The sequence below is a fragment of the Alphaproteobacteria bacterium genome (assembly GCA_016699735.1).
Taxonomy (GTDB): domain Bacteria; phylum Pseudomonadota; class Alphaproteobacteria; order Micavibrionales; family Micavibrionaceae; genus JAGNKE01.
This window is the reverse complement of sequence record CP065008.1, coordinates 1,467,837-1,479,294: the sequence shown is the minus strand read 5'-3', so window position 1 is coordinate 1,479,294 and position 11,458 is coordinate 1,467,837. Positions and strand designations below refer to the sequence as shown.

At 53.4% G+C, this 11,458-nt stretch carries 12 protein-coding genes; 5 read left to right on the top strand and 7 right to left on the bottom strand.

Annotation, left to right across the window (positions count from 1 at the left end; all coding sequences use genetic code 11):
- Nucleotides 1–4: 4 nt before the first annotated feature.
- The 4 genes from IPN28_07205 to IPN28_07190 form a co-directional block, all read right to left on the bottom strand.
- The gene (locus IPN28_07205; protein ID QQS56095.1) at nucleotides 5–1,099 is read right to left on the bottom strand and encodes a hypothetical protein; all 1,095 of its coding nucleotides are present in this window, start codon (nucleotides 1,097–1,099) and stop codon (nucleotides 5–7) included.
- 43 nt (nucleotides 1,100–1,142) lie between these two features.
- Nucleotides 1,143–1,631 carry a single-stranded DNA-binding protein gene (ssb, locus tag IPN28_07200; protein QQS56094.1) on the bottom strand — a complete coding sequence of 163 codons (489 nt, stop codon included), beginning with the start codon at nucleotides 1,629–1,631 and terminating at the stop codon, nucleotides 1,143–1,145.
- A gap of 114 nt (nucleotides 1,632–1,745) precedes the next feature.
- Complete coding sequence (locus IPN28_07195) at nucleotides 1,746–2,018, bottom strand: hypothetical protein (protein ID QQS56093.1); 273 nt, start codon at nucleotides 2,016–2,018, stop codon at nucleotides 1,746–1,748.
- A gap of 17 nt (nucleotides 2,019–2,035) precedes the next feature.
- Nucleotides 2,036–2,359 (bottom strand): hypothetical protein, encoded by a 324-nt coding sequence (locus IPN28_07190; protein QQS56092.1) that lies wholly within the window; start codon nucleotides 2,357–2,359, stop codon nucleotides 2,036–2,038.
- A 123-nt stretch (nucleotides 2,360–2,482) separates the two neighbouring features.
- Here IPN28_07190 and uvrA point away from each other — a divergent pair, with 123 nt between their 5' ends.
- Both uvrA and IPN28_07180 read left to right on the top strand, forming a co-directional pair.
- The gene (gene uvrA / locus IPN28_07185; protein ID QQS56091.1) at nucleotides 2,483–5,365 is read left to right on the top strand and encodes an excinuclease ABC subunit UvrA; all 2,883 of its coding nucleotides are present in this window, start codon (nucleotides 2,483–2,485) and stop codon (nucleotides 5,363–5,365) included.
- 91 nt (nucleotides 5,366–5,456) lie between these two features.
- Nucleotides 5,457–5,786 carry a hypothetical protein gene (locus tag IPN28_07180; GenBank protein ID QQS56090.1) on the top strand — a complete coding sequence of 110 codons (330 nt, stop codon included), beginning with the start codon at nucleotides 5,457–5,459 and terminating at the stop codon, nucleotides 5,784–5,786.
- A 21-nt stretch (nucleotides 5,787–5,807) separates the two neighbouring features.
- Here IPN28_07180 and IPN28_07175 read toward each other — a convergent pair whose 3' ends face one another.
- The gene (locus IPN28_07175) at nucleotides 5,808–6,560 is read right to left on the bottom strand and encodes a hypothetical protein (GenBank protein QQS56089.1); all 753 of its coding nucleotides are present in this window, start codon (nucleotides 6,558–6,560) and stop codon (nucleotides 5,808–5,810) included.
- Between the two features lie 109 nt (nucleotides 6,561–6,669).
- On the opposite strand from IPN28_07175, the gene IPN28_07170 reads away from it, so the two are divergent.
- The 3 genes from IPN28_07170 (at nucleotide 6,670) to IPN28_07160 (ending at nucleotide 9,615) form a co-directional block, all read left to right on the top strand.
- Nucleotides 6,670–7,053 carry a hypothetical protein gene (locus IPN28_07170; GenBank protein ID QQS56088.1) on the top strand — a complete coding sequence of 128 codons (384 nt, stop codon included), beginning with the start codon at nucleotides 6,670–6,672 and terminating at the stop codon, nucleotides 7,051–7,053.
- Between the two features lie 729 nt (nucleotides 7,054–7,782).
- On the top strand, nucleotides 7,783–8,844 hold the full coding sequence (locus IPN28_07165; GenBank protein QQS56087.1) for a HesA/MoeB/ThiF family protein: 1,062 nt from the start codon (nucleotides 7,783–7,785) through the stop codon (nucleotides 8,842–8,844).
- 138 nt (nucleotides 8,845–8,982) lie between these two features.
- Nucleotides 8,983–9,615: a hypothetical protein gene (locus IPN28_07160; protein ID QQS56086.1), complete on the top strand. Its 633-nt coding sequence runs from the start codon at nucleotides 8,983–8,985 to the stop codon at nucleotides 9,613–9,615.
- A 29-nt stretch (nucleotides 9,616–9,644) separates the two neighbouring features.
- Here the strand turns inward: IPN28_07160 and IPN28_07155 are convergent, their stop codons facing one another.
- Nucleotides 9,645–10,919: a hypothetical protein gene (locus IPN28_07155; protein QQS56085.1), complete on the bottom strand. Its 1,275-nt coding sequence runs from the start codon at nucleotides 10,917–10,919 to the stop codon at nucleotides 9,645–9,647.
- Nucleotides 10,916–11,383, bottom strand: coding sequence for a low molecular weight phosphotyrosine protein phosphatase (locus IPN28_07150; GenBank protein ID QQS56084.1), 468 nt, complete (start codon nucleotides 11,381–11,383; stop codon nucleotides 10,916–10,918). Before IPN28_07150 ends, IPN28_07155 begins: the two co-directional genes overlap by 4 nt.
- Nucleotides 11,384–11,458 lie beyond the last annotated feature (75 nt).

Below are 11,458 nucleotides of genomic sequence, written 5' to 3'. Positions count from 1 at the left end.
CATTCTAGTTTGGCGCCCCGGTGCGGACCCGCATGATGGCGCGGTCGATAATCCGGCTGAGTTGCGGCTGGACCATCCGTGCCCAGTCGCCGATTTTAGCCGTGGCGCTTTTGGCTTCGGGCTTGCCGTAATAATCCACCATCGCCTCCAGTTCGGCGACCGAGTAAATCTCCGCCATGGCCCTGATTGAAATTTCCTCTATGGCCTTGTGGTTGATCACGGTCGTCATCGCTGCAATAAAGGGTTCGCGGTCCTTCAGGGGAACGGTCAGAGAGGCGCGGCGGACCTCCCCGTCGATCTGCGGGGTCAGGGGATTGATTCCGTGCATTGTCTTGGCCAGTTCCATGCGGTGTCCAAGCGTCGCGGGATCCTGCTGCTCGTCTTTTGCGACGTCCGGCTGCTCCGTTTTTTCATCCGGTTGGGCCTCCTCTTTCTGCGCCGGCTCCGGTGCGCGGTCCTTGAGCAGATCGTCAGCGCTGACCGCTTCTTCCGGGGCCGGTGTGCTGTTCTCATTTTCCGGCGCCTTATCCTTAAGGGCGCCTGTGCGAATACGCATCATCGCCTTGTCGATCACCCCCCCGATCTCCTTATTGATCACAGCCGTCCATTTTTTGGATTTTTCCTTCGAGGCGCTCTTGGCTTCGGGCTTGCCGTAGTAGGCTACCATCGCCTCCAGTTCCCGAACCGTGTACACCTCGGCCATCGCATCCACCGAAATGCGCTCGATCGCCTTATAATTCAGGACCGTACTCATGGCGGCAATGAACGATTCGCGTTCTTCAAGCGGTACGGATTGGGAGGCGCGGATAATCGCGCTCTGCACCTGTTCGCTGGTCGGGCGGATGTCGTGCATCTTCTGCGCCAGTTCCACCCGTTTTTCAAGGGTCGCCGGATCCTGTGCAGGCCGTTGCACGGGTGTTTCCTCTTTCTTCTCAGCTGCCTTTTGCTTCTTTTCTTCCTCGGCCGTGCGTTTCTGGAGCAGCTTGTCGGCGCGGATAGGCTGGCCCGTTCCCTCTTCAGCCGCGTACAGGGGCGCCAGCGGAGACAGCAATGTTCCGCAGAGCAGAGCCAAGAGGGTCAATCGTTTAACGCGGCGCATTCAAAGCACTCCTGAAAAAAATTCATCGCTATCGTTTCGGTGATCAGAACGGAATCTCGTCTTCGAATTCCTCAACCATCGGCGCCTTGGCCGGGGACTGATCCATGCCGAACCCCGAATCGCCGCTGTCGCGGAAGGACCGTCCGCCGCCGGACGATGCGGATGCCCCGCCTTCGCCGCCTTTGCCGTCAAGCATCGTCAGTTCGCCGCGGAATGGACGCAAAACCACTTCCGTGGAATATTTCTCGACCCCGTCCTTGTCGGTCCATTTGCGCGTTTCAAGCTGGCCCTCGATATACACTTTTGCGCCTTTCTTCAGGTAACGCTCGCAAATCGTAGCGATTCCCTGATTAAAAACGACGACGCGATGCCATTCCGTTTTTTCCTTGCGTTCGCCCGTGGTTTTATCCTTCCAGCTTTCGCCGGTGGCGATCGAAAGATTAACAACCTTGTCGCCCGATTGCATCGCCCGGACCTCCGGGTCACGCCCTAAATTTCCAACAAGAATCACCTTGTTCACACTGCCAGCCACAACGAATACTCCTTACCTGTGTACGGGGAATCTTAATATAGTCCCCCGCACAGAGATTCTAAAGGCTTTTTTATGCTTATTTGAAGGAGTTTCCTGATTGAAAAATCAGGCACGTTACAAGCCCGGCTCGTGCCGGGGGCCGCCCTGATCCACAGCCACCCGTGCGGCGGCACGTTCCTGCTGAATACGCGAGCCAAGACGCTGGATCTGTCGGGCCTCGATTTTCATATGCTCCATCTGGGCGCAGTCCTGAACCATATCTTCGCTCATCCCGTCAAAAAGGAAATCGTGGTTCGCTTCCAGCCTTGTGGCCAACTCGTCATCCGAGAGGGCGTTCAACTCATCGTAAAGAGTGTCTGTGTTCACATAAAAGGAATTTCGTGCCATGTTTTTTGTCTCCCGTTCTAACCCATGCCCAGTTCGGGGTCGGTGGTGAGCATTTTGATTGTTTCCTCCAACGTGATCCGGTAATCGCGCTCGAAAGGCTCTTCTTCGCGGCTATCGCCGATTTGATCGGCCAGATCGAGCGTGGAAAGAGCCTCCTGCGCTCGGCTCAATTCGTCCCTGCGCTCATCCGCTGACATAAAGCTGAATTTTTGCCGCAGAACCATGCGGGCGTTGGGCCGCTCCTGCGCCAGACGGCTGCGGGCCTGAAACCAGTCCTGATGCTGTTCTGCCGTCATTTCCTCGAAGGATTCGGGAGCCGTATCCGCCAAACCGTCCGTCACCTGATCACCCTGTTTACCCTAGTTATGCAAAGATCATTCTAACCTTCATTTAAATAAAAAGACAAGTTTATCCGCGATCAAGAAAAACTTGTGTTTGTTGCTAAAATGTTCCATAGAGTTTTCATGCTCAAATCTATTTCCATCCGCGGGGCGCGGGAACATAACCTTAAAAACATCAACGTCGAACTGCCACGCGATCAACTGGTGGTGATTACGGGCCTGTCCGGCTCCGGGAAATCGTCCCTCGCCTTCGATACGATCTATGCGGAGGGCCAGAGACGTTACGTCGAGAGTCTGTCGGCCTATGCGCGCCAGTTTCTGGAGATGATGCAGAAGCCCGATGTCGATTCGATTGAGGGTCTGTCCCCCGCCATTTCCATCGAGCAGAAAACGACCAGCAAGAACCCGCGTTCGACGGTCGGCACGGTCACGGAAATCTACGACTATATGCGTCTGCTCTGGGCGCGGGTGGGGATCCCCTATTCCCCCGCAACGGGCAAACCGATCACCAGCCAGACCGTCAGTGAAATCGTGGACCGGATCATGGCGCTGGCGGACGGGACGAAGCTTTATATCCTCGCGCCGATGGTGCGCGGCCGGAAGGGCGAATACCGGAAGGAATTCAAGGAGCTTCAGAAAAAGGGTTTTCAACGCGTCAAGGTCGACGGCACGATTTACGAGATCGGGGATGTGCCTAAGCTGGATAAGCAGATCAAGCACGATATTTCCGTTGTGGTGGACCGTCTGGTCATCCGGCACGGCAAGAACGAAGGGGCGCAAACGCTCAAGACAAGGCTGGCCGATTCCGTTGAAACCGCCCTGCAACTGGCCGAGGGGCTGGTGATTGCCGAAAACGCCGATAATGGCGAACAAAATCTCTTTTCAGAAAAATTCGCCTGCCCGGTCTCCGGCTTTACAATCCCCGAGATCGAGCCGCGCCTTTTTTCCTTTAACAATCCGCATGGCGCTTGCCCCGCTTGCGACGGGCTCGGCGAGAAGAATGAATTCGCCGAAGAACTGGTCGTTCCCGACGACAGCAAGAGCATTGCCGCCGGCGCGATTGAACCCTGGTCGAAAAGCTTTGCGCCTTTTTATATGCAAGCACTCGAAGCCGTGGCCACCTATTACGGGATTAGTATTAAAACGCCGTGGGCCAAGCTGGACCGCACACAAAAAGATATCATTCTGTTTGGCTCGGGCAAGGATATCATTCCCGTGACCTATACCAGCAAGAACGACAGCACGTGGAAGAGCAACAAACCCTTCGAGGGTGTCATCAACAACCTGCGCCGGCGGATTCTGGAGACGACCAGCAATCTTGCGCGGGAGGAAATGACCAAATATCAGATCAGCACCCCCTGCGATTCCTGCGAAGGAAAACGCCTGAAACCCGAAGCGCTGGCCGTCAAGATCGACGCGAGGAACATTGCTGAAATCTCTGTTTTGAGCATAGAAGATGCGCTGGCGTGGTTTTCCGCTCTGCCTGAAATCCTCAATAACCAGCAAAACCAGATCGCGGATAAAATCCTCAAGGAGATCAGCGAACGGTTGGGGTTCCTGATGAATGTCGGGTTGGATTATCTGACCCTTTCCCGCGCCTCAGGGACGCTGTCGGGCGGCGAGAGCCAACGTATCCGCCTGGCCTCGCAGATCGGCTCGGGATTAACGGGCGTTCTCTATGTGCTCGACGAACCCTCCATCGGGCTGCACCAGCGCGATAACAACAGGCTTCTGGAAACCCTGCGGCGGCTGCGGGATCTGGGCAATACCGTCATCGTCGTCGAACATGACGAGGATGCCATCCGCGCCGCCGATTATCTGGTCGATATGGGGCCGGGCGCCGGAATTCACGGCGGGGAGATCGTCGCTGAAGGAACGCCGGAAAGCGTCTTCAAATCTAAAAATAGCGTGACCGCCCAGTATATGCGCGGAGAGCGGGAAATTCCTGTCCCTGAAAAGCGCAGGAAAGGGAAAAAGGGCCAGTTCATCGAAATCAAAGGCGCCAGCGGCAACAATCTTCAGAATGTCAGCGTGAAAATTCCTCTGGGAACTTTCGCCTGTATTACAGGCGTTTCCGGCTCGGGGAAATCGACGCTGACCATCGACACGCTTTACCGCGCCGCCAGCCGGACCCTGATGAAATCGAAAGAACATCCCCTGCCCCACGCATCCATCACGGGGTTTGAGTATTGTGACAAAGTCATTGATATCGACCAGTCCCCGATTGGGCGAACGCCGCGCTCGAACCCGGCCACCTATACAGGCGCGTTTACGCCCATCCGCGATTGGTTTTCAGGACTGCCCGAATCAAAGGCGCGGGGTTACGGGCCAGGGCGGTTTTCCTTTAACGTCAAAGGCGGACGCTGCGAAGCCTGTCAGGGCGACGGGGTCATCAAGATTGAGATGCACTTTCTGCCCGATGTGTATGTGCAGTGCGAGGGGTGCGCGGGTAAGCGCTACAACCGCGAAACGCTGGAGGTGAAATTCAAGGGCCAGTCGATTGCCGACGTTCTGGATATGAGCGTCGAGGAAGCCGCCGAGTTTTTCCAGGCGATTCCCTCCATCCGCGACAAGATGGAAACTTTACGCGCCGTTGGCCTGACCTATATTAAAGTCGGGCAGCAGGCGACGACCCTTTCGGGCGGCGAGGCGCAGCGGGTCAAACTGGCCAAGGAACTCTCGAAACGCTCGACGGGAAAGACGCTTTATATCCTCGACGAGCCGACGACGGGTCTGCATTTTGAGGATGTCCGCAAGCTGCTGGAGGTTTTGCATCAACTGGTCGATCAGGGGAATACGGTCGTGGTGATCGAGCATAATCTCGATGTCATCAAAACCGCCGATTTTCTGGTGGATATCGGGCCAGAAGGCGGACACAAGGGCGGTCAAATTATTGGCACGGGAACGCCTGAAGAACTATGTAAAAACAAAAAAAGCTATACAGGGCAACACCTTAATCCGATTTTGACCCGCCAGATCAAAAAGCAGCGCACGGCGGCGGAATGAATCATAAAGCTTGATCTTTTACTTGTTTTTATGGTATTACTTAGGGAAGAAAGAAAAAAGATACAAAATATAAGGGTTGTGGAGAAAGACGATGCCGTTAAAAGATGTAGGAAATGCAGTTTCCAGTGGTGTGAATGCGGGTGGTGGGATTTTGCGCTCCATTTGGAACGGTGTGCGTTTTATTGCACCCATTCTGGCCGTGAGTACTTTCTTAGCTGCAGCTACAGGAGGCTTAAGCTTAACGGCGCAGGGCGTGGCTGCCGCGGGAAGTTCGGTTGCCGCTACGGGCGCAGTCCCTGTTACCGCTGCCAATCTCGCGAGCTTTACTTGGCAGGGGCTGATTCATAACGCCCACGGTTTTGCAAACCTTTTATCCAGCGGTGGCACTCACCTTTCCGCTATGACGGCTGGTATGGGCTGATCTTCGCTTCTTTTCGTTTTTTCAAGGGCTCTCGATTTTTATTGAGGGTCTTTTTGTTTTCAGCAGATAGAGCGTTAAGCAAACAGCTTGGCTAAGATTTGAGCCTTTTTCAAATATTTCCAAATTGTTATTCCCAAACGCCGCTATCAACGCAGAGAGCATGATCAAGAGAATAAAGGCGCTCGCGTAGGTTAGAGTGTCAAAATGTTCCGGGTTTTCCAGCATGTTCATAACGCTCTGATAACGAAGGACCAAAAAGCCAACAAGATAAAGCGGTGCCAAAACGAGTGCCAAACGAGCGCTTGCTATGGCCATGGCCTGACTTAACTCTATTTTCTCTGGCACATCCTTAAATGCAGCCGCTAATATATCCTTAACCGTCATCAGCGTTTGCGGGTTGTTGCCGCTGTCGAGAAACGGCCAGAGCCAGTTCAGGCTTTCCCCGCATAAAAATACACAGAGCAAGATCAGTCCGAGGTCAGGCGCAATATCTTTGAGCCCGGCGGTCCGGTTTTGTATCAGCCGTTTCTGGATTTCATTGCGCCTATTATTCATGTCGGAAGCTATTCTCCCAACAGATGTAAGCAGCAAGAGCAGCGTCAAGTTGCTTAAAATACCAAAGTCGGCAGCAAAAACCCTCCCTATAAAAAGCTGTCTCAAGGGATAAATTGCCGCACATAAACAAATAATACTCAGCATAGTCGTAACAAAAACGAGGCGATCGTTTGTGATATGTATCTGTGCGGACAGAGTTCTGTGGTCGCTATCGTTCATAGGCGCCCTAAATGGGAATTCATCAGGATTATATTTTATCTTTCAAAGGTTGATTTTGCCTTTATGAAGGGTCTAAAATTCTGTTTTGAAATGCTTTCTTGGGGGCAACATGGATGGTTTACGTGCGCTTTTGAGCCTGATCGGCCTGCTTCTCGTGGTCGCGGGCGCCTCCTTCCTGCTATATGTCGGGTATACCGTCATCAAGATTATCGATGCCCCCGAAGATATCAAGATCCTCAGCACACTCTTCGAGAACATCGCAACGGATGAAAAAGTCATCCATGGAAATGTCGGTCCACAGGAGTTCAACGTGTTCTTTTCCCCCCGCCTTCAGAAAATAGTTTATTCCGTGCTGGGCCTCATGATACTGGCCCTCATGACACAGGTGATCGGTGGCCTTCTATCCGCCGGCGTCAAGATCATCAGAGTCGCTAACCCATCCCCACGAAACGATTCGCCCTCTAAAATCCTTGAAAACAGGGATGTTCTCTAAATCCAGCCCGAATGGATTTCTCTCATTCCCGCATCAGGCATAGCATTGAGAGAAGCACAAAAAAACCCGTTGACTTTTGCACTGCAATATTAGAAAAATAACCTACGGAAAACTTTAACTTATTAACGGTTTAGACTGCCTTTTGCCAAAAGGGTGGTCGTTGCTACGGAGAGAAATATGTTCCCATTAAACGCTATATTTGGCGCAGTTTCTGCTGGGTTTTTTACTGCTGCGCGGGGTTTGTATTGGTCAAACCTCGCTAGAAATTATGTTAGCCATTTATCTGGTCAATCCACATTTACGGTCGGCAACCCGTTGCCAAGGGATATGGACTAGATCATCAAAAATCAGGCTTTCGACCTTCGCAACGGTACTGCACGTACTTGGTGCTGTATTTGCTGTTCTTGACTCGTGGCTGCTGTTACGGATACAATCGTTACAGGTCTGTGATTTTGCAGGCTTTTGGAGGTTGATATGTTCCAGTTGGGTGCGCTTTTTGCTTCGGCCGGCAGTTTTATTGCCCGTGCCGGCGTGAGCTTTAACTTCTTAACTGATGAGGTCAAGAAGGATAGTCAGGCTAAGATAAGAGGCAACGAGCCCGGGTAACTTTTTTCTTGGACTTTCGTTTTTTAGCCAAGGGCCGTTAGGTTCTTGGCTTTTTGTGTGTTATTGATTTTTAAATCTCGATTTTTACAACTTGATGTGGTTCCAGGACCTGGGGGGTTTGCCTTGTCTCGTTATGACAGACAGGTGTGTCTGCCTGAAATCGGCAAAGAAGGACAGAACAAGATTAGAGACGCTTCAATTCTATGCGTCGGTGCAGGTGGTCTGGGATCTCCGGCTTTGCTTTATCTGGCAGCAGCAGGTCTAGGGCGTATCGGAATCATCGATTTCGACCGAGTGGAAGAAAGTAACCTGCAGCGTCAGGTGCTGTTTTCAAATGCTGAGATCGGATTGCCGAAAGCTTTCGTTGCAGCAGAAAAGCTTAGGGCAATGAATCCTGAAATCCGCGTCGATTCCTATGATGGGGAATTGACCGTCGAAACGGCAGAGAAACTGATTCCACAATATGATGTTATTCTCGACGGCACGGATAATTTCGAAGCCAAGTTCCTGATCAACGATGCCGCTGTAAAATACTGCAAACCATGGATTTACGGGGCCATTCAGGGGTTCGAGGGTCAGGCCGCAGTCTTTAACCATCAGGGTGGCCCGTGCTATCGCTGCCTCTATCCCGAAAGACCGATGCAACCTGTAAGGAACTGCGCGGAGGCTGGGGTGATCGGCGCCGTGGCCGGTATCGTCGGTGTCACGCAAGCCTTGCAGGCGATCCAGATCATAACTGGACACGCAGGCTTCTCGCCGCTGTCCGCGCGCCTGTTGCTCGTAGACACACGCACAATGCAGTCAAAGACTCTGTCCCTGAAAAAAAACCCGCAATGCCCGGTCTGCAGCCGACCTGCGATAGAGATTTCCCTGACCTACCCTCCCCGCGTCTGTGCCACTGCTGCAATCCCAGAAATCAGCCGCGATCAGCTCAAAAGTCTTATCGGCCATATACTCGTTGACGTGCGCGAACGTGAGGAATGGCAGGCCGGTCATATCGAGGGGGCCATCCTCTGGCCACTCTCGAAAATTCTTGTCGGCGCACTCCCATTAGACCTGCGCGAAAAACCGATCGTACTCTACTGCCAGAAAGGCATCCGCAGTCTTCAGGCTGCTATGATATTAAAAGATAATGGTTTTGTTGATATTTCTCATCTTTCCGGCGGTTATGAGTCCTGCGTATAAAGGAAGGATAGGATTGCTTACATTCACAAAAACACAGGTCACACTCTCAGAGCGCTTTGACAATTTTCCTACCTTTTTTGCATAACCAGCCCAAAATGTGGTAAATGTAAAAATAAGGGCAAAAAAAGGGGTGAGACCGTGGATTTAGAAGGCCAGAGACGATCGGATAACGTCGAGGATTTGAGGAATTTGAGTCCGTTTGAGTTATGGCTGCGAAACACAAGGGTGGGAACTGAATACAATATTAATCGAGCCTTGGAAGGCATAGCGAACCTCCTCACGGGTCCAGAAAAGGACACATGGGCAGGCGATAAGATTCCCCCTCCAAATACCCCTTACGACCCCGCCGAGGGAATGAGTCGGTATATCGAGGAGATGCGCTTTTATCTCCGGGGTTATAACGCCTTCAACGAGGATTATTTCAGCCGCTTCGGCCCCGAAATGGAAAACGCGCACCGACTGGCGCAATCCGGCAATGAGGAAGCCCTGAGCGGCTATCTTTATGATCTGGACTCCCGCGGCATCCGCCTGACGGCCCAAATCGGGCAGGACGGGAAATGGCGCATGGGACTGGAGGCTGATGAATTTGACTATGCGGGCAATCGCCTCTCTGACAACCAGATTGCAGAAAGCCGGGCCCTCGTCGAGTCGCGTATGCTGCACGTCTTCGCGCAATCCGTTGTTGAGGGTCGCCCCTCCGTAGCCGGAATCGCAGAAACAGCCGATGATCTCAGAACGAAGACGGTGTCAACGACCCCCAAACCGATGTGAGAGTTTTTCTCAGAGCCAACTGCTCCGCCTCAATGCGGCAGCCACTTGGTTAACGCTTCCAGCATGACCTGCAGCGGCTCCGGCACCTCCACGAAATAAGGCAGCAGGGGAATCATGGGACCGATGGCCGAGCCGATCAACTGCCCCGCCGAGCGCAGATCAAACGGCACCACCCGCATCGCGTTGATCCGCTCGTGAAAGGCTGTCAATAGATTGAGCTGGGTCAACTCATTACGCGCCGCCGCATCCTTCGCCTCATCGTAAGGCGTGCCCAACCACTCCGTTTCAAGGGCCAGAGCGCTCCGCATCGCCTTCTCGCGGAATTGCGCCAGCGCCCGCTTCTTCGTGCGCTTGAGTTGCTTGGTGAACAAAAGCAACGGCGAGAGGAACAGCAGCGGCGCCAGAACGGCAAACCCCACCAGCGGCCCCCAGACCGGCGGCAGGTCAAGCGGCGCGTGTTCGATGGCGATCTTGTAGCCGATCGTCGCCACCACGTTGCTGATGCCGTAAGCCAGAATCACGAGCGCAAACTTGGCTTGTACTTCGGAAAGAAACCCGATCCCGCCCGTATGATCGGGATGCGAAGCCACCAGAACCAGTTTAAATTTGGAAACCTGCGAAAGAAACCAATACCAGATCATGATTTTCCACACCCACCGGACCCACCAGTAAATCTGGATCGGCAGCGCCACCAGCATCTCCCATAGCCCCGGCAGGGTGAAGACGCGGCTGCCGTCCGCCATTTTGACGACGTGCCAGGTCTGCATATCCGACGTCCAGAAGAGTTCAGGCATGATCGTGCTGAGTGCAAACCCGAAAGAAAAAAGGATACAAATGATTTCGGGAAATACGCGTTTGCGGAGGTCTTCAACCCCCCTCTGCGCGGCCTTGAACGCCTCCTTGTTATCATCGGCGATCACCCCGCTGGATTCGAAATCCCGTACTGCCCCCATCGTCGCTTCGGCAACAACCCGCTCGGCGATAATAAAAAGCGGAATCCCGATCAGAAATTGCGCGTAGGCGGCATAGTCGTAGAAAAAATTCAAAAGCGCCGGCGTACCGGACGGCAGGACGATATTCCAGGACATCATGGCCATGGGTACCCATGTGATCCCGATAACGATGATCATGCGAAGGATAAGGTCGGTCGTTGACCGCCCGCCGATCCTGAGGGCTGAAAAGGCGCGGCTGACCAGATCACCCGCGAACAGGGAGAATTGCGAGAGCGGCTCTTCGCCCTCTTCCCTTTTAGAGGAGATGGAAGAATTCTTGGCTTTTCTTGCGGAAGTTTTCCTATCGGTCATGCGTCCAGGAGACTCCTCATAAAACCGTCAACGCCCCGCTCAATCAAAGCATAGACATCATGAAAACCCCTGATTTCACCGTAATAGGGATCAGGCACGTCCTGCCCCTCCATTCCGGGGCAATAATCAAGGAACAGGCGGAGTTCCCCGGCATACAAGTCCGGGGTCATCGTCTTGAGAATTCTCAGATGGTTCCGGTCCATCGCCAGAATCGTTTGAAAGTCCTGAAAGTCCGCGGCTTTGACCGTTCGCGCCCGCAGATCGCCAAGCTCAACCCCGTATTCACGGGCCACAGCGACCGTCCGATCATCGGGAGGATGCCCGGTATGATAGGAATGGGTGGCGGCTGAATCAATGCTGAAACGGTCCAGAACACCAAGAGATTGAAGCTTATGCCGCAAAACTCCCTCCGCCGTCGGCGAGCGGCAGATATTTCCGGTACAGACAAAAAGCACGGAGGACATAAGACCTTATAGGATAGCTCTAACCGGGCGGCAAAGGCTTTCTGATGAAAGCACCCAAAACCCCGAAGCGGGGCG